Annotated in this window: 21 protein-coding genes; 18 read left to right on the top strand and 3 right to left on the bottom strand. The window is 64.8% G+C overall.

What is annotated here, in order from left to right:
* Nucleotides 1-58 precede the first annotated feature (58 nt).
* The 3 genes from pgsA to AC5RTE_RS07865 all read left to right on the top strand — a co-directional run bounded on the left by pgsA (nucleotide 59) and on the right by AC5RTE_RS07865 (nucleotide 1,793).
* Entirely contained in the window at nucleotides 59-700 is a 642-nt protein-coding gene (gene pgsA, locus AC5RTE_RS07875; protein WP_494040843.1) for a CDP-diacylglycerol--glycerol-3-phosphate 3-phosphatidyltransferase, read from the top strand.
* Nucleotides 697-1,191 (top strand): CinA family protein, encoded by a 495-nt coding sequence (locus AC5RTE_RS07870; RefSeq protein ID WP_494040842.1) that lies wholly within the window; start codon nucleotides 697-699, stop codon nucleotides 1,189-1,191. The genes pgsA and AC5RTE_RS07870 overlap by 4 nt, the downstream gene beginning before the upstream one ends.
* A 149-nt stretch (nucleotides 1,192-1,340) precedes the next feature.
* Nucleotides 1,341-1,793, top strand: coding sequence for a helix-turn-helix domain-containing protein (locus AC5RTE_RS07865; RefSeq protein WP_494040841.1), 453 nt, complete (start codon nucleotides 1,341-1,343; stop codon nucleotides 1,791-1,793).
* 144 nt (nucleotides 1,794-1,937) lie between these two features.
* Here AC5RTE_RS07865 and AC5RTE_RS07860 read toward each other — a convergent pair whose 3' ends face one another.
* Complete coding sequence (locus tag AC5RTE_RS07860) at nucleotides 1,938-2,465, bottom strand: MarR family winged helix-turn-helix transcriptional regulator (RefSeq protein ID WP_494040840.1); 528 nt, start codon at nucleotides 2,463-2,465, stop codon at nucleotides 1,938-1,940.
* 42 nt (nucleotides 2,466-2,507) lie between these two features.
* On the opposite strand from AC5RTE_RS07860, the gene AC5RTE_RS07855 reads away from it, so the two are divergent.
* The 6 genes from AC5RTE_RS07855 to dapF all read left to right on the top strand — a co-directional run bounded on the left by AC5RTE_RS07855 (nucleotide 2,508) and on the right by dapF (nucleotide 8,096).
* Nucleotides 2,508-2,732 carry a DUF3046 domain-containing protein gene (locus tag AC5RTE_RS07855; protein WP_494040839.1) on the top strand — a complete coding sequence of 75 codons (225 nt, stop codon included), beginning with the start codon at nucleotides 2,508-2,510 and terminating at the stop codon, nucleotides 2,730-2,732.
* Nucleotides 2,733-2,923: 191 nt separating this feature from the next.
* Nucleotides 2,924-3,979 (top strand): recombinase RecA, encoded by a 1,056-nt coding sequence (gene recA / locus AC5RTE_RS07850; protein ID WP_307095599.1) that lies wholly within the window; start codon nucleotides 2,924-2,926, stop codon nucleotides 3,977-3,979.
* A 3-nt stretch (nucleotides 3,980-3,982) separates the two neighbouring features.
* The gene (locus AC5RTE_RS07845; RefSeq protein ID WP_494040838.1) at nucleotides 3,983-4,621 is read left to right on the top strand and encodes a regulatory protein RecX; all 639 of its coding nucleotides are present in this window, start codon (nucleotides 3,983-3,985) and stop codon (nucleotides 4,619-4,621) included.
* A gap of 3 nt (nucleotides 4,622-4,624) precedes the next feature.
* The gene (gene miaB / locus AC5RTE_RS07840) at nucleotides 4,625-6,199 is read left to right on the top strand and encodes a tRNA (N6-isopentenyl adenosine(37)-C2)-methylthiotransferase MiaB (RefSeq protein ID WP_494040837.1); all 1,575 of its coding nucleotides are present in this window, start codon (nucleotides 4,625-4,627) and stop codon (nucleotides 6,197-6,199) included.
* A 3-nt stretch (nucleotides 6,200-6,202) separates the two neighbouring features.
* Nucleotides 6,203-7,099: a tRNA (adenosine(37)-N6)-dimethylallyltransferase MiaA gene (miaA, locus tag AC5RTE_RS07835; protein ID WP_494040836.1), complete on the top strand. Its 897-nt coding sequence runs from the start codon at nucleotides 6,203-6,205 to the stop codon at nucleotides 7,097-7,099.
* Nucleotides 7,100-7,151: 52 nt separating this feature from the next.
* The gene (dapF, locus tag AC5RTE_RS07830; protein ID WP_494040835.1) at nucleotides 7,152-8,096 is read left to right on the top strand and encodes a diaminopimelate epimerase; all 945 of its coding nucleotides are present in this window, start codon (nucleotides 7,152-7,154) and stop codon (nucleotides 8,094-8,096) included.
* On the opposite strand, the gene AC5RTE_RS07825 is transcribed toward dapF, so the two are convergent.
* On the bottom strand, nucleotides 8,068-8,691 hold the full coding sequence (locus AC5RTE_RS07825; RefSeq protein ID WP_494040834.1) for a class I SAM-dependent methyltransferase: 624 nt from the start codon (nucleotides 8,689-8,691) through the stop codon (nucleotides 8,068-8,070). The genes dapF and AC5RTE_RS07825 overlap by 29 nt on opposite strands.
* 428 nt (nucleotides 8,692-9,119) lie before the next feature.
* Here AC5RTE_RS07825 and hflX point away from each other — a divergent pair, with 428 nt between their 5' ends.
* Together hflX and AC5RTE_RS07815 are read left to right on the top strand one after the other, a co-directional pair.
* Nucleotides 9,120-10,700, top strand: coding sequence for a GTPase HflX (gene hflX / locus AC5RTE_RS07820; RefSeq protein WP_494040833.1), 1,581 nt, complete (start codon nucleotides 9,120-9,122; stop codon nucleotides 10,698-10,700).
* A complete protein-coding gene (locus AC5RTE_RS07815; RefSeq protein WP_494040832.1) occupies nucleotides 10,693-12,750 on the top strand; it encodes an ATP-dependent DNA helicase in 2,058 nt (685 codons plus the stop codon). The genes hflX and AC5RTE_RS07815 overlap by 8 nt, the downstream gene beginning before the upstream one ends.
* 67 nt (nucleotides 12,751-12,817) lie before the next feature.
* Here the strand turns inward: AC5RTE_RS07815 and lexA are convergent, their stop codons facing one another.
* Nucleotides 12,818-13,549 carry a transcriptional repressor LexA gene (gene lexA / locus AC5RTE_RS07810; protein WP_494040831.1) on the bottom strand — a complete coding sequence of 244 codons (732 nt, stop codon included), beginning with the start codon at nucleotides 13,547-13,549 and terminating at the stop codon, nucleotides 12,818-12,820.
* A 320-nt stretch (nucleotides 13,550-13,869) separates the two neighbouring features.
* On the opposite strand from lexA, the gene AC5RTE_RS07805 reads away from it, so the two are divergent.
* The 7 genes from AC5RTE_RS07805 (at nucleotide 13,870) to AC5RTE_RS07775 (ending at nucleotide 18,845) form a co-directional block, all read left to right on the top strand.
* A complete protein-coding gene (locus tag AC5RTE_RS07805; RefSeq protein WP_494040830.1) occupies nucleotides 13,870-14,271 on the top strand; it encodes a LysM peptidoglycan-binding domain-containing protein in 402 nt (133 codons plus the stop codon).
* 132 nt (nucleotides 14,272-14,403) lie between these two features.
* Nucleotides 14,404-15,522, top strand: a complete 1,119-nt coding sequence (locus tag AC5RTE_RS07800) for a histidinol-phosphate transaminase (RefSeq protein ID WP_494040829.1) — start codon at nucleotides 14,404-14,406, stop codon at nucleotides 15,520-15,522.
* 60 nt (nucleotides 15,523-15,582) lie between these two features.
* A complete protein-coding gene (gene hisB, locus AC5RTE_RS07795) occupies nucleotides 15,583-16,203 on the top strand; it encodes an imidazoleglycerol-phosphate dehydratase HisB (RefSeq protein ID WP_494040828.1) in 621 nt (206 codons plus the stop codon).
* Nucleotides 16,200-16,964, top strand: coding sequence for an imidazole glycerol phosphate synthase subunit HisH (gene hisH / locus AC5RTE_RS07790; RefSeq protein WP_494040827.1), 765 nt, complete (start codon nucleotides 16,200-16,202; stop codon nucleotides 16,962-16,964). The genes hisB and hisH overlap by 4 nt, the downstream gene beginning before the upstream one ends.
* Nucleotides 16,965-17,123, top strand: a complete 159-nt coding sequence (locus AC5RTE_RS07785) for a hypothetical protein (RefSeq protein WP_494040826.1) — start codon at nucleotides 16,965-16,967, stop codon at nucleotides 17,121-17,123.
* 66 nt (nucleotides 17,124-17,189) lie between these two features.
* Nucleotides 17,190-17,936, top strand: coding sequence for a bifunctional 1-(5-phosphoribosyl)-5-((5-phosphoribosylamino)methylideneamino)imidazole-4-carboxamide isomerase/phosphoribosylanthranilate isomerase PriA (gene priA / locus AC5RTE_RS07780; protein WP_494040825.1), 747 nt, complete (start codon nucleotides 17,190-17,192; stop codon nucleotides 17,934-17,936).
* Between the two features lie 27 nt (nucleotides 17,937-17,963).
* Nucleotides 17,964-18,845 carry an SseB family protein gene (locus AC5RTE_RS07775; protein ID WP_494040824.1) on the top strand — a complete coding sequence of 294 codons (882 nt, stop codon included), beginning with the start codon at nucleotides 17,964-17,966 and terminating at the stop codon, nucleotides 18,843-18,845.
* Nucleotides 18,846-18,874 lie beyond the last annotated feature (29 nt).

The raw sequence follows: 18,874 nt of genomic DNA, 5'->3' as shown, positions 1-18,874 counted from the left end.
GCTCCGAAGACGCCTGGTCCCTGACCGGGCGCTAGCCCAAAGAATGTAGCCTAGAAAGGTGACTAGCACCGATGCAACCGCCGCCGGCCATGGCCGTGCCGGGGTCTGGAACCTTCCCAATGTCCTGACCATGCTCCGCATCGCGCTGGTGCCGTTCTTCGTCTGGTTCCTGATCCTGGACGCGCCGGGCCTGGACAGCGAGGCAGGGCCCTGGCGCTGGGCAGCGGCGGCTGCGTTCGCCGTCGCGATTTACACGGACAAGCTCGACGGCGACATCGCCAGGAGCCGGAACCTCATAACCGACTTCGGCAAGATCGCTGATCCCATCGCGGACAAGCTGCTCATCGGTTCTGCACTGGTGATGCTGTCCGTACTTGGCGAACTGCCCTGGTGGGTCACATTGGTGATCCTGGTCCGCGAATGGGGCATCACGGCCCTGCGTTTCTTTGTCATCCGCTATGGCGTCATCCCGGCTTCCCGCGGCGGCAAGCTCAAAACCGTCGTCCAGACCGCCGCCATCTTCCTTTACCTCCTGCCGCTGGCAGCCATCGCGCCCTGGCTTGGCTGGGCAGCTTTCGCCGTGATGATGGTGGCTGTGCTGATTACGGTGTGGACCGGCGTCGAGTACGTTGTTGAGGCGCTGCGCCTGCGGTCCAAGGGCAAGGTGCAGCGCACGGCCAACGGGCAGGAACAGGCATGACCGACCTTCACCACGTGTCGCTTCACCATCTGTCCCAGCGTGCGGTCAGCAAGGCGCTGGAGATGCGCCGCACCGTCGCCACGGCCGAGTCGCTGACTGCAGGCATGGTGTCCGCTGTCCTCGCCGACACCCCGGGAGCTTCGGGAATGCTGCAGGGCGGCGTGGTGGCCTACCAGAACTCCGTCAAGGAAAACGTCCTGAAGGTATCCCGCGAACTCCTGGCCGACGTCGGATCCGTTGACGGCGGTGTTGCCGCTGCCATGGCGGCCGGTGCCCGGACGGCCCTGGGCGCCGACATCGGTATCTCCACCACCGGGGTGGCGGGACCCGAAGCGCACGACGGAAAGCCGGTAGGAACCGTGTATATCGGCATAGCTACGGGTACGGGAACAAACAGCTTCGGGTATTCCTTTACCGGGAGCCGCGCCGATATACGCGGCCAGGCGTGCGGGGCGGCCCTGGAAAGGCTCCTCGAAGTCCTGGCTTCCTGAAGTTACCGGCCTGTAAAGTTGGTGGGAACAAAAGCCGGTACCGATTAGTTATTACATTGTGTCGCTTCCGCAGAGCGGGGGCGCCTAGGATGAAAACACCAATGGCCCGCTTCACCGCGGACCGGACTATGAGGAGCAAGGCGATACAGATGGTAAAGCAGCCCGTATCCGTAAACGGCGTTGTCCGCTGGAAGGATGTGGGCCTCGCCGATCAGGCTAAGAGCGAACAGAAGGAGCGCAAGATGGTTGTACTTCGTCACGAAATTGGTGATGTCCTGCGCGATGTTCGCCAGCGTCAGGGGCGCACGCTCCGTGAAGTTTCGCACAGCGCCCGTGTCTCCCTGGGTTACCTCAGCGAGGTAGAGCGCGGCCAGAAGGAAGCATCCTCAGAGTTGCTGTCTTCGATCTGCTCGGCCCTGGACGTCCCCTTGTCCAGCATGCTTCGTGAGGTCAGCGACCGTGTGGCAGTTGCCGAAGGCGTTGCCGTCCCGGACACCGTACCCCAGGAATTCTCCCAGCGTTATGGTCGTGACCTCGACGGCGACCTCAACACTGAACTGAACGACGAACTTTCAACGGGCCTGTTCTCAGGCGCCCGGTAAGGGCTGAACCACCACCAGCCAGCCCTGCAACATGTGAAGCCTCCGGCGGTGTGCCGGAGGCTTCAGTTGTGTTCGGCTGTGTCCCGCTTTCGGCTGCGCTGCGGGGCCTGGCCGTCCTGCCCGGCAGGTTCTGCCGCTGCCGTCCTACTTGTCCCCGGCGGTTGCGGGCCCGTCGTGCGGGAACCCGTCGCGCTCGTACGTCGCATTCAGTTTCGACATAAAACGGGCCAGCTCCTGCAGGTCCTCCACCGGCCACTCACCGAGACGTTCCCGGAAAACCTGCCGCCGGGCATCCTGGACCTGGTGCATCTTTTCCTCGCCCTTGGGGGTGAGCCGGATGGCCTGCGCCCGCCCATCGAGCGGGTCAGCTTCCTTGGACACGAGTCCGATGCTTTCCAGGAAGGCAATCTGCCGGCTTACGGAAGGTTTGCCCACGCCGATGTTCATCGCCAGGTCAGTCAGCCTGATGGGACCCTCCCGCCGGATGACCGTCAGCAGGCCGTAAGCGGCAGGTTCCATGTCCGGGTGGACCTGGCGGGAGAGTTGATTGGAAATCGCCCGTGCGCGCCGCCAGAAAAGACTGATCTGATGTTCCACGTTCTGCAGCGCCGCGTCCACGGTTGCATCATCTTTGAGGCCGTGCGCCGGCGGGACGGCAGGGGAGTTGCTCATGGCAACAATTCTAAGGGGGCTGGATCGTGAGAGACTTTTCTGGTGCGAATCAGCGACTATTGGCGACTCATGGATGACGAATTCGGCGCCGGGTACTCGCGGGTCCTCAGCAATACCCTGGTCCTTGCCGGGGTGGGCGGACGCACCGCGGACCAGGCGCTGGCCGCGGGCGTGGAGCCGCGGAAGGTGTGGCTGGCGGTCTGTGACGTCCAGGACGTTCCGGCCGAGCGCCGGCTGGGCAGGGACATCAAACCGCGGCCGGAATAAGCGCTTTTCTCCTGACACGCCGCGCCGCTGTTCGAATATCTGTTCGGGTAAAGATATGCTTTTCCCAGCGGGTTTTCCACATAGCCGCCGTTATCCGGCCGGAATGTCAGTGGGTCCCATTAGCGTCAGAGATGACCAAGAAACGGCCACTGAGGCCACTCCAAAGCGAGAAAGCATTAGAGGTGTGAACCATGGCGGCAGCCCCGGATCGTGCAAAAGCGCTCGAAGCAGCGCTGGCCCAGATCGATAAGCAGTTCGGTAAAGGCTCAGTCATGCGGCTCGGGGACGAAGTCCGGGCCCCGATCGAGGTTATCCCTACCGGGTCCATTGCGTTGGATGTTGCCCTGGGAATTGGAGGCCTGCCCCGTGGCCGCGTCGTGGAAATTTACGGGCCGGAATCCTCGGGTAAGACCACCGTGGCCCTCCACGCCGTGGCAAACGCCCAGCGCCAGGGCGGCATAGCAGCCTTCATCGACGCCGAGCACGCCCTCGATCCTGAATACGCGGCAAAGCTCGGCGTGGACACGGATGCGCTCCTGGTTTCCCAGCCGGACACGGGTGAACAGGCCCTGGAGATCATGGACATGCTGGTCGGTTCGGGGTCCCTGGACGTCATCGTCATCGACTCCGTCGCCGCCCTGGTGCCCCGCGCGGAAATCGAAGGCGACATGGGTGACAGCCACGTAGGCCTCCAGGCCCGCCTCATGAGCCAGGCCCTGCGTAAAATCACTGGCCGGCTGAGCCAGACCAAAACCACGGCGATCTTCATCAACCAGCTCCGTGAAAAGATTGGTGTCTTCTTCGGTTCCCCTGAAACCACCACCGGTGGTAAGGCGCTGAAGTTCTACGCCTCCATCCGTATTGACGTGCGCCGCATCCAGACGCTCAAGGAAGGTGCCGACTCGGTCGGTAACCGAACCAAGGCCAAGATCGTCAAGAACAAGATGGCCCCGCCCTTCAAGATCGCAGAGTTCGACATCATCTACGGCCAGGGCATCTCCCGCGAGGGCGGCATCATCGACATGGGCGTGGAGCACGGGATCATCAAGAAGTCCGGCTCCTGGTTCACCTACGACGGAGACCAGCTGGGCCAAGGCATGGAAAACTCGCGCAGGTTCCTCCGTGACAACCCGGAGCTGGCTGCCGAGCTTGAGCGCCTGATCAAGGAAAAGCTCGGTGTTGGCGTGAAGCCGGCGGAGCCCGAGTCCAAGGACTCGCCAAAGCTGAAAGCCGTTGACGGGTTCTAGCCTTTGACCAGTACTGAAAGTGCGCGTCCCCGCCGGGCCGGAACCGGCGGGCGGCGCGCTGCTTCGTCTTCGAACCAGTTCCAGGATGGACCGGACGCAGCCTCACCGGTTGCCGCGGACCCTGAACCGGATCCGGTTTCGGTCGCCCAGGCGATCGTATACCGGCAGCTCGCCGCCTCGGCGAAAAGCAGGCTGCAGCTTGCCCGCAAGCTTGCTGAGAAGAATGTTCCGGAGGACGTTGCCGAGGCCGTGCTGGACAAGTTCCAGGCAGCGCGGCTCATCAATGACGCCGAATTCGCGGACATGTGGGTCCGGAGCCGGTCCCAGTCCCGGAAACTGGCGAAAGGGGCGCTTCGGCGGGAGCTCGCGGATAAAGGCGTAGACCCGGAAACCGCGGCCGTGGCCCTTGAGCAGCTCTCGGACGCTGATGAAGAGGCTGCTGCCCGCAGCCTGGTGGAGCGGAAACTGCGTCCGGGGATGGACCTCGGGGACCGGGCGGAGCGGGACAAAGTCACGCGCCGGCTGGCGTCCATGTTGGCCCGCAAGGGATACCAGCCCTCACAGGCCTTCCGCATCGTCACCGAGGTCCTTGATGCCCATGCTGCCGCTGACACCGGCCAGCCACCGAACCGGTACCCTTAACAGGTGAGTTTGACCATTCCTTCCCCTCTTTCCGGCACCAACCCGTCAGAGGCCCGCGCCGCGGCCCAGCCTTCCCCCGCCGCGGTTCCCGGCCAAGAGAAGGCCCGCACGTATGAAGTGCGCACCTTCGGTTGCCAGATGAACGTGCACGATTCAGAGCGCATGGCCGGCATGCTGGAGGACGCAGGCTATGTTCCGGCAGCTGGTGCGCAGGCGGATGTGGTGGTGTTCAACACCTGCGCTGTCCGCGAGAACGCTGACAACAAGCTCTATGGCAACCTCGGGATCCTGGCCCCGGTGAAGGCAGCCAACCCCGGCATGCAGATCGCCGTCGGCGGTTGCCTGGCGCAGAAGGACAGGGAAACCATCCTGAAGAAGGCGCCCTGGGTGGACGCCGTCTTCGGTACCCACAACGTCGGTGCCTTGCCTGCACTGCTGGACAGGGCCCGGCACAACGATGCGGCGCAACTGGAGATCCTCGAATCGCTGGACGTCTTCCCTTCCACGCTGCCCACCAAGCGCGACTCCGTCTACTCGGGCTGGGTCTCCATATCCGTGGGCTGCAACAACACCTGTACGTTCTGCATCGTCCCCGCCCTGCGCGGCAAGGAAAAGGACCGCCGCCCCGCGGACATTCTCGCTGAGATCCAGGCCCTGGTGGATGACGGTGCCATCGAAGTCACGCTCCTCGGCCAGAACGTCAACTCCTACGGCGTGGAGTTCGGCGACCGGCAGGCGTTCTCGAAGCTCCTTCGGGCGTGTGGGGCAATCGAGGGACTCGAACGGGTCCGTTTCACCAGCCCTCACCCTGCCGCTTTTACCGACGACGTTATCGATGCCATGGCCGAAACGCCCAACGTGATGCCGCAGTTGCATATGCCGCTGCAATCCGGCTCGGACAAGGTCCTGCGGGACATGAGGCGCTCCTACCGGTCCACGAAGTTCCTCGGCATCCTCGACAAGGTCCGGGAAAAAATTCCCCATGCAGCCATCTCCACGGACATCATCGTCGGATTTCCCGGCGAGACGGAAGAGGATTTCCAGGCCACCCTGGATGTGGTGGAACAGTCCCGGTTCGCCACCGCCTTCACTTTCCAGTACTCCAAGCGCCCCGGAACACCTGCCGCGGACCTGCCGGACCAGTTGCCGAAGGCCATCGTGCAGGAGCGCTTCGAGCGGCTCACCGCGTTGCAGGACCGGATCGCCGCTGAGGAGAACCGGAAACAGCTTGGCCGCCGCGTAGAGGTTATGGTCACCGCCCAGTCGGGGCGCAAAGCCGGAGAAACCCACCGGCTGTCCGGACGGTCCCAGGATCAGCGGCTGGTGCATTTCTCTGTACCGGATGGCGCCCCTGCCCCCCGCCCGGGCGATCTTGTCACCGTCACCATCACCGAGGCCGCTTCCTTCCACCTCGTCGCCGACCCCACCCTCGAGGATTACAGCCTGCGCCGCTCCCGCGCCGGCGACGCGTGGGAGAGGTCCCAGGCAGACTCTTGCGGCGCACCCACACCGGGTGCTGCCAACGGCCGCGCCGGCGTATCCCTCGGGATGCCTTCGCTGCCTGTACGCACGGGCTGATCCGTGGGCTCCCCGCCGGTCATCGCCGTCGTCGGTCCTACGGGTTCGGGTAAGTCCGACCTCGCCGTAGGCCTCGCCCTCGAGCTGGACGGCGAAGTCATCAACGCCGACGCCATGCAGTTCTACCGCGGCATGGACATCGGCACAGCGAAAATCACGCCTGCTGAACGCAGGGGAGTGCCGCATCACCTCCTGGACATCCTGGACGTCACCGACGAAGCCAGCGTGTCCAGGTTCCAGCAGCAGGCGCGTGACGTTGTCGCGGACATCCACGCACGCGGCAAGCGCGCCATCCTCGCCGGCGGCTCCGGCCTGTACGTGCGGGCTGCCCTCGACATCCTTGAGTTCCCGGGGACAGACCCGCGGCTGCGGAAGCAGCTTGAGGATGAGCTGGCGGTCCGGGGCGCCGGGGCGATGCTGGCCCGGCTTGAAAAAGTCGACCCAGTGTCCGCAGGCAGGCTCGCAGACGACAGACGCATCATCCGCGCCCTGGAGGTCCATCAACTCACCGGCCGGCCGTTCAGTTCCTTCATGCCCCGGCGCGAGTACTTCCAGCCCGCGGTCCAGATAGGCCTCACCGTCGACCGCGACCAGCTCCGCGAGCGGCTCGCCCTCCGGGTTCACCGGATGGTGGAGAACGGCCTGCTCGCCGAAGTGGAACGGTTGGAGAAGCAAGGGCTCCGGGAGGGCAAAACAGCGCCCCGGGCCCTGGGATACTCCCAATTCCTGAGGGTCATCGACGGTCAATCAACGGTCCCCGAAGCCGCGGAGGAGACTATCGTGGCAACCCGCCAGTTCGCCCGCCGGCAGTTGACCTGGTTCCGTGCCGATCCCAGGGTTAAGTGGTTGGACTGGCAGGATCCGCACCTGCTCTCCGAAGCAGCAGCACTCAGCCGGTAGGCATCCACACACGCGTTCAGGCCTGCTCTTTCCGGCCGGTACCCTTGAAACCATGAACGCAACCCTTGCCGCCACCACTGCGCACGCTTACAGCACCCTGGGTGGGCTCCGCTTCTCGAAGGGGCACGGCACCGGCAACGATTTCGTCCTGGTGGCCGATCAGGAGGGCAGGCATACCATTGCCGCCGAGCAGGTGGCGGCCTTGTGCGACCGCCACCGCGGTATCGGCGGAGACGGGCTCATTCGCGCCGTCCCGTCACGCTTCCTGCCCGAGGGGCGCGAGTTGCTGGCCGTGACGCCCGAGGCAGAGTGGTTTATGGATTACCGCAACGGTGACGGATCACTGTCGGAAATGTGCGGCAACGGCGTTCGGGTCTTCGTCCACTTCCTGCGCACCGAGGGTCTGGTTGACCTGCCCGACGGCGGGGCGCTCACCATTGGCACCCGCGGCGGGGCAAAGACGGTGATTCGGACAGGTGAGGACTACGCCGTGGACATGGGCCCTTGGGAGTTCATCTTTCCGGGCGAGGCCACCGCCAAGGCGATGGATTCACTGGTCACAGCAGAAGGACTGGAAGTTCCCCGTCCCGCCTTGTCAATCAGTATGGGCAACCCCCACACCGTGGTTGCCCTGGCAGAACTGTCGGAACTCGCCGGCACCCGCCTCTTTACCGCACCCGTGGTTGATCCGGTACCGGTCAACGGCACCAATGTGGAGTTTGTGGTTCCCTCCGAACCATTGGTGCATGACGGCGTCGGGTCAGTCACAATGCGCGTGCACGAACGCGGTGTGGGGGAGACCCAGTCATGCGGAACGGGAGCCTGCGCCGCAGCCGTGGCTATCCGGCACTGGGCAGGAGCCGAGGCCCCTGACACCTGGGAGGTGCACGTTCCAGGAGGCGTGGTGGGCGTCAAATTCTTTGCCGGGCCGGGGGGACACGAACACGTCGAGCTGAGCGGGCCCGCCGTTATTGTGGCAACTGGGACGCTTTCCTGACCTTCAGGATCCGGAAGGACTTGGACGTCGATTCCCGGCTTACGCTGAAGGATTCATCCAGTTCTGCCGCCAGCCAACGCTGAAGCGAATCCGAGCCCAGGTTCTTCTGCACCACCAGCCACGCCGTTCCCCCCGGCGCCAGGCGCGGCAGCCACAGCTTCAGGAGCGAGTGCAGTTCGTCCTTGCCGATCCTGATCGGCGGGTTCGACCAGATGGTGTCGAAACGCAGCTCCGGATCCACAGCTTCGGGAGTGCTCGCCACCACATTGGTCAGTCCCAGCGCCGCGGCGTTCTCATTAGTGAGCGTGATGCACCGTTCATTGACATCCACGGCGTAAACCCTTGCCTGCGGTGCACGCAGCGCCATGGTGAGCGCAACCGGACCCCATCCGCAGCCGATGTCCAGCAGGTTCCCGGCAGCAGCGGGCGCCGGAACTTCGGCCAGGAGCACGGCGGTTCCCTTGTCGATTCCATCCGGGCTGAAAATGCCTGAGGAGGTCTGCAGCCGGCGCGTTTCCCCTGCAAGTTCAACCGTTAGGGGTTTCCGCGTGAACGGGCCGGCGGGGGATGCGCTGAAATAGTGTGCGGACTCCATAACTCGCCAGAGTAGTTCCCCTTGCAGCGTAAAGTGAAACCCTGCGCTTTGCTGCTCTGCTAGGGTTGAAACCATGTTCCTGATCTTCGAGTAGCCGGCACGGGCCTTGCCCGTCCCGCAGCCTTGTCCCACAGCGACGCAGGTAATTATCCTTCCGCACAGTGCACCGGACCACGCGCAGGCGTATGTTCCGGCCGCCGGACACGATTCGAAGGTCAGCTTCCCGCTGTCTCCCTCGCCGATTCTCCGGCTCCCTCATTTTCGCCACTTCCCTTGGAATGTGGCCGCCACTGCCGTCCGCTTTTTTCCGGCCGGCGAAAACGAACCAGGAGAACTGCATGACCGCAGGCCGTCAGCCCAGCGCGAATACTTCCCCAAGCACCAACAATCGGCACTATTCTGGAACTGCCGAATCTTCAAAGGAGACCATGACCAGCCAGCCCAACACCGGATCCGATCCAGCCGCCCAGGACATGAGCCCTGAGGAAATCCAGGCCGTGATCGACCGGATTCTTTCCAAGGACGTACCGGCGAAAGCCGTCAGCACGCCAGGTGATTCAGGCCGCGGCGACGGAAGGCCTGTACTGGGCAAGGCCCAGGCCATATCCCGCCTGGACGAAGAACACACGACGTACGACGGCGACCAGCAGGACCTCGAGGAACGCCGCGCCCTTCGGCGCACGGCAGGCCTTTCCACGGAACTGGAAGATGTCACCGAAGTCGAATACCGGCAGCTCCGCCTGGAACGCGTCGTCCTCGCCGGCATCTGGTCCGAGGGAACCCTTGCAGACGCGGAGAACTCGCTGCGCGAGCTGGCCGCCCTCGCCGAAACAGCCGGTTCCGAGGTCTTGGACGGCCTCGTGCAGCGCCGTGACAAGCCCGATCCGGGTACGTTTCTGGGCTCGGGCAAAGCACTTGAACTGAAGGACATCGTGATGTCCACCGGCGCCGACACCGTTGTGGTTGATGCCGAGTTGGCCCCGTCCCAGCGCCGTGGCCTTGAAGACATCGTCAAGGTCAAGGTGATTGACCGGACCGGGCTGATCCTGGACATTTTCGCCCAGCACGCCAAGAGCCGGGAAGGCAAGGCGCAGGTGGAGCTCGCGCAGCTCGAGTACCTCCTGCCCCGCCTTCGCGGCTGGGGCGAATCGATGTCCCGCCAGGCCGGTGGCCAGGTGGGCGGCGCAGCGGCGGGTATGGGTTCTCGTGGTCCCGGTGAGACGAAGATCGAGCTGGACCGCCGAAGGATCCGCACCCGCATGGCCAAGCTCCGGCGCGAGATCGCCGCGATGAAGCCCGCCCGGGAGACGAAACGGGCCAACCGCCGTCGTAATGAAGTGCCCTCGGTGGCCATTGCCGGGTACACCAACGCCGGCAAGTCCTCACTGCTGAACCGCCTCACGGACGCCGGGGTGCTCGTGGAGAACGCACTGTTCGCCACGCTGGACCCCACGGTGCGCAAAGCCGAAACTGCCGACGGGCTGGGCTACACGCTGGCGGACACCGTCGGATTTGTCCGCTCCCTGCCCACCCAGCTGGTGGAGGCGTTCCGCTCCACCCTCGAGGAGGTTGCGGACTCGGACCTGATCCTTCACGTCGTTGACGTCTCGCACCCGGACCCCGAGGGCCAGATTGCCGCCGTCCGCAAGGTCTTCAGCGAAGTGGACGCACGCAAGGTCCCGGAGATCATCGTCCTCAACAAGGCCGACGCCGCAGATCCCTTTGTGGTGGAACGGCTGAAGCAGCGCGAGCCGCGCCACGTTGTGGTTTCGGCCCGGACAGGAGAGGGCATCCCCGAACTCCTGAAGGCGATCAGCGAGTCGATTCCGCGCCCGTCCGTCAAGCTCGAGCTGCTCATTCCCTACGACCGCGGGGACCTGGTCAGCAAGCTGCACGAGTCAGACGCAGAGATCATCAGTGTTGACCACGATGAAGCCGGTACCCGGGCAGTAGTTAAAGTCCGGGAGGGCCTCGCGGCTGAACTGGAATCATTCGTCAGCAATGACTGACCTCGTGGCTGACGAAGCCACAGGCACGGCCGGCGAGCAGTTTGTCATTGACCTGCTTGACCGTGCCGTTGCCGGCATGGGCGGGCAAAGCCGCAGTGGGCAACATGAGATGGCCCGGCAGGTGGCACGCGCGATTGAAACGGGCGACCACCTGCTGGTCCAGGCCGGGACGGGTACGGGCAAGTCACTGGCGTACCTGATACCGCTCATTGCCCATGCCCTCGAGAGCGACAAGCCCGCCCTGGTCTCTACGGCGACGCTTGCCCTGCAGACCCAGATTGTGGGCAGGGACATTCCCCGGCTCCTGAAAACCATCACGCCGGCGCTGGACCGGCCGGTGAAGGTGGCGCTGGTCAAGGGACGGTCCAACTACGTCTGCCGGCACAAGCTCGAAGGCGGGTTTCCCTCCGAGGAACCTGCAGAGGGCCAGCTGTTTGCGCTCGGCGAGGACACCAGTGTCCCGCACTTTGCTGCAGCTGTGGGCGGTCCCGCTTCCCAGCTGGGCAAGGAAGTGGTCCGCTTGCGGGAATGGGCGGAGAAGACCACTACGGGAGACCGTGATGAGCTCCTGCCCGGTGTCACTGACCGGGCCTGGCGGCAGGTCTCGGTGACCTCGATGGAGTGCCTGGGCGCCCAGAAGTGCCCCATGGCAGCAGAATGCTTCAGCGAACTCGCACGCCAGGACGCCGCCGAAGCCGACGTCGTGGTCACCAACCACGCCATGCTCGCCGTCAGTGCCTTCGAAGGCCTCGCGGTGCTGCCCGAATACGACGTCGTTGTGGTTGACGAGGCACACGAACTCCAGGACAGGGTTACCGGCGCCGTTTCGGGGCAGCTCTCGGTGGCCATGGTCCATGCCGCAGCTGCGGGAGCGCGCAAGCATACGGCCATTACCGTGGATGCCCTTAGTGCGGCTGCCGCCAACCTTGAAGCCGCCCTTGCCGGAGTTTCCAATGGACTGCTCCCCAATGGCCTCAACGATGAGCAGCTGGACTGCGTGGACCAGTTGCGTGAAGCCTGCCGCGCCGCACTTTCCGACTCCAAGGGGGACAGCAGCACCACTGCCGACGGCGGGAGGCAACTGGCGCGCTCCCGGCTGATGCTCATCCTGGAACTGTGTGAACGTCTCCTCGCCGCCCGGGAGAACCGGGAAGTGGTCTGGTTTTCCCGCGCCAGTTCCTTTGACCCCCAGCAGGGGTACTCCCAGCCCGACGAAACAGCTCCCGCGCTGATCAATATTGCGCCGCTGTCCGTGGCAGGGCGGCTGCGCGAGGGCCTGTTCGCGAACCACACTGTGGTGCTGACTTCCGCCACCCTGGCAATCGGTTCAGCCTTTGAGCCCGCCGCCGGCGGGCTGGGGCTGGTGGGAGAGGGGGCGCCCAGCTGGACGGGCGTTGATGTGGGATCGCCCTTTGACTATCCCAGGCAGGGAATTCTGTACGTGGCGGGCCACCTGCCCAAGCCCGGCCGCGGAGCATCCCCGGAAGCGCTGGCCGAACTTGAGGCCCTGATCAGGGCCTCAAACGGCGGGGCGCTGTGCCTGTTTTCTTCCCGGCGGGCGGCAGAAGAAGCGGCGGACGCACTGCGGCCCAAGCTGGGAATGACCATCCTGTGCCAAGGCGACTCCACCATGACGGCCCTGGTGAAGCAGTTTGCGGACGAACCTGACACCTGCCTGTTCGGCACGATGTCCCTGTGGCAGGGCGTGGACGTTCCGGGGGGCTCCTGCCGCCTGGTGGTCATCGACCGGATTCCCTTCCCCCGGCCCGATGATCCCCTGATGACAGCCCGGTCCCGGGCAGTGGCGCAGGCGGGAGGCAACGGCTTCATGTCAGTTTCGGCCACCCACGCTGCCATCCGGCTTGCACAGGGCGCCGGACGGCTGATCCGGTCAACCGGGGATAAAGGCGTGGTGGCGGTGCTTGACTCCAGGCTGGCCACGGAGCGCTACGCCGGATTCCTCCGCGGTGCCCTGCCGCCGTTCTGGTCCACTACGGACAGGAAAACAGCCATGGCGGCGCTGGAGAGGCTGGCCAAGGAAAAGATTTGAGCGCCACGGCTGACGGGCCGGGGCGCTCATAGCTGGAGGCACAGGTGAGTTCGAACTCCGGGGCCGTTTAAAGCGAGCGGAGCACCGACACTACCTTGCCCATGATGGTGGCGTGGTCGCCAAGGATGGGCTCGTACTGGGTGTTCTGGGGGAGCAGCCAGGTGTGGCCGTCGCGCTGACGGAAAGTCTTAACAGTGGCTTCGTCGTCAAGCAGGGCAGCAACAATATCTCCATTGGCCGCATCTGCCTGGCGGCGGACCACCACCCAGTCGCCGTCGCAGATGGCAGCGTCCACCATGGAATCACCGGCCACCTTGAGCATAAACAGTTCCCCCTGGCCCACGAGCTGGCGGGGGAGCGGCAGGACGTCCTCCACCTGCTGGTCAGCCAGGATGGGACCACCGGCAGCAATCCTGCCCACAAGGGGGACCATGGCTGTGTCCATGGCGGTGGGAAGAACGGTGACGGTGCCGCCCCCCTGAAGGGAAGGGGCAGGCTCCGCCGCCTGCTTGGATGAGCCACCGTCGAGGGTAAGGGGCATCAACACTTCCATGGCGCGCGGCCGCTTGGGATCGCGCCGCAGGTAGCCAAGCTTTTCCAGCTGCGAAAGCTGGTGCGTGACGCTGGACAGGCTTGCCAGGCCCACGGTGTCACCGATCTCGCGCATGGACGGCGGATACCCGTTGTCATTGACCGAGCGCTGGATGGTCTCGAGGATCCTTTTCTGCCGCGGCGTCAGGCCCTTGGCGGTCTTCTTCGGTTGGGAGGTTGCCCTGCCCCCGGCGGCTGCTGCTGCCATATTCGCCAATGCCTTTCGGTTGCCCCGGACTCCTGTGGCCCGGACCTGAAGTTCACGCCGGAATTGTCAGACCCTGCTGATCAACTTTCAGAGTGGTTGTTCTTTCTCTCAAAACTAGGCCAGCCACATTGCTTTTTCAAACATTTGTTCTAGCGAGTCTCGACAATGTTCGTTGATAAGTGCTAAAACAGAGGAAGCAAAGTTCGAACATTTGTTCTACTCCGGTCGAAGCCATTCGAAAACAGGCGGCAAGGGCTGCCAAGGCGGCGGCTTCGGAGGGGAATATCGGGCAGCACAGTACGGTCCAGGAGGGCTAAGTCATGTCAGCTACATCTGCTTCGCGGGATTCATTTTCAGTGCACTACTTGTCCGGGCCTGAGCCCAGGCCGGAGGAGCGGCCTGTGCCCCTGCCGCCCCTGCGCCTGACGCGCCGCGGGAAGATCGTCCTGATCGGCATTCCCCTGGTCCTGCTCGCGGCCCTGATGCTTTCCCTGGCCGGATTCTTCAACTCGCCGGCAAAGGCCTCCGATTCGGCGGCTGACCTGTCCGTTACCCCTGCCGTTACCGTTACCGTCCAGGCAGGGGAATCCTTGTGGGCTATCGCCGGGAGCGTTGCCCCGGAGCGGGATGCGCGTGACGTCGTGGCTGACATCGTCCAACTGAACAACCTGACCGGCGGCGCGGTCTTCCCGGGGCAACAGTTGTACGTCCCCACCCGGTAGGTGCCGCTCACCCGCCGGCTGCCGAAGGCCAACGCGGACAGGGCGTTGACGGGCCCGGCGCGAAGGACCGCTCAGCGCGAACGGGAAGCCGTCATATTTTCCGGCTCCCCGGGCTGGCACTAAACTGTTCAGGTGAATGACCAGCTAGAGCGCCTCAACCGGTTACCCCTCCGCAGCAACCTTCGTGGGCTTACCCCCTACGGCGCACCCCAGCTGGACGTCCCTATCCTCCTCAACGTTAACGAGAACACCCATGGCGTCCCTGAGAACGTACGTGCCGCCATCACCGCCGCCGTTACGGAAGCGGCCGCAGGCCTCCACCGTTACCCGGACCGCGAGTTCACGGAGCTGCGCAAGGCCCTGGCGGAATACTTGGGGCATGGCCTGGACGAGTCGAATGTCTGGGCGGCCAACGGCTCCAACGAAGTACTCCAGCAGATTCTCCAGGCTTTCGGTGGTCCCGGCCGCACCGCGCTGGGCTTCCCGCCTACGTACTCCATGTACCCCTTGCTCGCCAGTGGCACGGACACGGAATACATTGTGGGCCAACGCGCTGACGGCTACGGCCTCAGTGCAGAATCGGCAGCACTCCAAGTGAAGGAGCTGCAGCCCAGCATTGTTTTCCTCTGCTCGCCGAACAACCCTACGGGAACAGGTTTGGGGCTCGATGTGGTGGAGGCCGTCTACGAGGCCGGGCAGGCCAGCCAGACCATCGTCATCGTGGACGAGGCGTACCACGAGTTCGCACACGACGGGACGCCCAGCGCCCTGACTCTGCTGCCGGGCCGGGAGCGGCTGATCGTTTCGCGGACCATGAGCAAGGCCTTCGCCCTCGCCGGAGCCCGCCTGGGCTACATGGCCGCGGCTCCGGAAGTTGCCGACGCACTGAGGCTGGTGCGCCTACCGTACCACCTGTCGGCTGTAACCCAGGCGACTGCCCTCGCGGCCCTCCAGCACCGTGAGGCGCTGCTGGCCGATGTTGAAGACATCAAAAAGCAGCGCGACCGTATTGTGGCCGGACTGACGCGGTTGGGCCTCAAGCCGGCGGCCTCCGATTCCAATTTTGTTTTCTTCGGCGGGCTGGAGAATCCCCACCAGGTCTGGCAGGAACTGCTCGATGCGGGCGTCCTGATCCGCGACGTCGGCATCCCCGGCCATCTGCGGGTGACAGCAGGTACTGAGACGGAAACCACAGCCTTCCTTACTTCCCTGGAAGGTATCCTTACCGGCCAGCCAAAGCTTCCGGCCTAGACTTGAAGCAGCGGCGCTGGACGCCCTGAACCACTCCTTCTTCCCAAAGGACACTTGACCATGAGTTCCACAGGATCCAATGCGGCCCGGACCGCACGCATGGAGCGTGCCACGAGTGAATCCTCCGTGCTCGTGGAGATCAACCTGGACGGCACGGGCATCTCGGACATTGATACGTCGGTGCCCTTCTACGACCACATGCTGACGGCGCTCTGCAAGCACTCGCTGATCGACCTGACCGTGAAAGCCACGGGAGACATCCACATCGATGTCCACCACACGGTGGAAGACGTCGCCATCACGTTCGGAGAGGTGCTGCGGACGGCCTTGGGAAACAAGGCAGGAATCCGCCGCTTCGGCGAAGCCACCGTTCCGCTGGACGAGGCATTGGCCCACGCGGTGGTTGACGTGTCCGGCCGCCCCTACCTGGTTCACGGAGGTGAGCCGGCAGGCCAGGAGTACCACCTGATCGGCGGCCACTTCACGGGCTCGCTCACCCGCCACGTCTTTGAGGCGATAACCCTCCATGCCGGGATCTGCCTCCACATGAACGTCATTGCCGGCCGGGACCCGCACCACATCGTTGAGGCTCAGTTCAAGGCGTTCGCGCGGGCCCTCCGCGCCGCCGTCGAATCCGATCCGCGTGTTGAGGGCATTCCTTCCACCAAGGGTGCGCTGTGAGCGGCCAGGTGCTGCGCGACGGCGCCATCATTGATCCGTCGGCTTCGCAGAAGCTGCCGTCACCCGAGGGAAAACCCACCGTTACCGTGCTGGACTACGGCTCCGGAAACGTCCGCTCGGCAGTCCGCGCCCTTGAGCGGGCAGGCGCAGAGGTGATCCTCAGCTCAAAGCCCGAGGACGTCCTGAACGCCGACGGCCTGGTTGTCCCCGGCGTTGGTGCTTTCGAAACCGTGATGCGTGAACTTAAGGCCGTGGACGGCATCCGCCTGATCGGCCGGCGGGTAGCCGGCGGCCGCCCGGTCCTGGGCATCTGCGTTGGACTGCAGGTGCTCTTCGAAGCCGGCGTGGAACACGGCACAGAAGCTGAAGGCATCGGCGAATGGCCCGGGAAGGTCGAACTCCTTCCGGCGGAAGTTGTCCCGCACATGGGCTGGAACACCGTCAAGGTGCCCGACGGGTCCAAGCTCTTCGCCGGCGTCGAGAACGAACGGTTCTACTTCGTTCACTCCTACGGCGTGCAGGACTGGAATTTCGACGTCGTCCAGCCCCGGATGGCCGCACCCCTCGTCACCTGGTCCGAGCACGGCGCCCCGTTCATCGCCGCGGTTGAGAACGGGCCACTGTGCGCTACCCAGTTCCACCCCGAAAAGTCCGGGGACGCCGGCGCCCGTTTGCTGCACAACTGGGTGGAGGCCCTCCGCAAGCCTTCCGTGACGGGCAAGCCGGAGGAAACCGGCGAAACCTCTCCCGGCGGCGCCTGAATGTGGTCCGTTATCCTGATGGGCCTCGCCGGCCTGCTGGTTGGCGGCGCCCTGTCCTTCCGGCAGCAGCATAAGCCGCTCTGGACCCAGGTCTCGTTCTACGTCCTGGCCGGCATGGCGCTGCTGGCCGCCTACCTGCTCACGCTGCCGGAAAACTAGCTGCCCGCCGGCCGGCTGCCGGTTACCCTCCGCCGCACACCCCTGCCCCCAACAATGAGGATCACGATGAACTCCGCTATCGATCTGCCGGTACTTGAACTGCTGCCCGCCGTCGACGTCGTCAATGGACAGGCCGTCCGGCTGGTGCAGGGCGAAGCAGGCAGCGAAACCAGTTACGGCACACCGCTGGAGGCGGCCCTGAACTGGCAGCAGCAGGGAGCGGAATGGGTCCACCTGGTTGACCTGGACGCCGCCTTCGGCCGTGGTTCCAACGCAGACCTGCTCCGCGAGGTTGTGGGCCGGCTGGACATCAACGTTGAGCTCTCCGGCGGGCTCCGCGATGACGAAACCCTTGAGGCAGCCCTGGACCTGGGCGTCGCGCGCGTGAACCTGGGTACCGCGGCGCTGGAGAACCCCGAATGGACCCGCAGGGCCATCGAACGCTTCGGCGACAAGATCGCCGTCGGACTCGATGTCCGCGGAACCACCCTGGCCGGCCGCGGCTGGACCAAGGAGGGCGGGGACCTCTGGGACGTCCTGGGCCGGCTCGAAGAGGCAGGCTGCGCGCGGTACGTCGTCACCGACGTGACCAAGGACGGCACCCTGCAGGGACCCAACGTGGAACTGCTCCGCCAGATGGTGGAAAAGACCGGAAAGCCCGTAGTGGCGTCAGGCGGCATTTCCAGCCTGGATGACCTCAAGGTCCTGCGTTCCCTGGTTCCCTTGGGTGTCGAAGGTGCCATCGTGGGTAAAGCACTGTACGCCGGCGCCTTCACGCTGCCCGAGGCACTCAACGTCGCAGGCCGCCGCTAGGCGCCTGGCAGCCGATCCAGTCACTCCATGGCCACCAACGAATCCGGCACCCCTCCCCGGCGCCACCTTCCCGGACACATCGCCGCCGCACTGGCAGGAGCCGGTGGTGCCGCTGATTCCGCCGGACAGCCCTGGACGGGACGGAGCCTGGCGGGGGACCAGGCCAAAATCCATAACTTCGAGGACGATGACGGAACGGCCGACGCCGGCTACCTCACCGCCGTCGCGGACCTGCAGGCAGGGCGCGGGGACGAAGCAGGAGTCATTGTCTCGCTGGCCACCGCCCGCGTCTTCATCCCGATCGTTGCCCAGCTTGCCGAAGAAGGGGAGGGGCAGGGCGGCCTGCAGGCCGACAAGCAGGCAGATATGGCCCTCGTTACGCTCAAAGCGGCAGATGGCAGGACCGCGATGCCCGCTTTCACCACCGCGGCAGCCTTGGCTGCCTGGCATCCCGGAGCCCGGCCGGTGGCCGTCTACGCTGCCCGGGCCGCGCTCTCGGCTGTCTCCGAAGGCGCTGAACTCCTGGTTCTGGACCCGGGGGCGGACGTAACGTTCGTGGTGCGCAGGCCGGCCATGTGGGCGCTGGCCCAGCAGCAGGACTGGACTCCGTCCTACGCCGACCCGGAACTGGCGGCCATGATGCGCCAGTCAGCAGGAGGCTTCGCGGCGGTACGGAGCCTGGAACTCCTGCCAGGCAGGGGAGTGGCTGCCCGCACAGCTGACGGAGCTATCGTTGCCGGCGGCGGCGCCGGGCCTGAGCTGCAGGTGGTGCTGTACCTGGCAGAGGGTCTCGACGCCGACGCGGTTCAGCAACTGGTGGCCGGACTGCAGGCCCTGTGGTCCCGGAATGTATTGTTTGGTGAGCGGGTCGACTCCATCGAAATAAAACTGCGGCGCGCTGTCCACTAGCTGCTGCCAGGAGGGGGATCCCCGGCCGG

Source organism: Arthrobacter sp. K41, assembly GCF_059089645.1.
The sequence above is the reverse complement of the archived record's forward strand: the minus strand, read 5'-3'. Positions and strand labels throughout refer to the sequence as shown.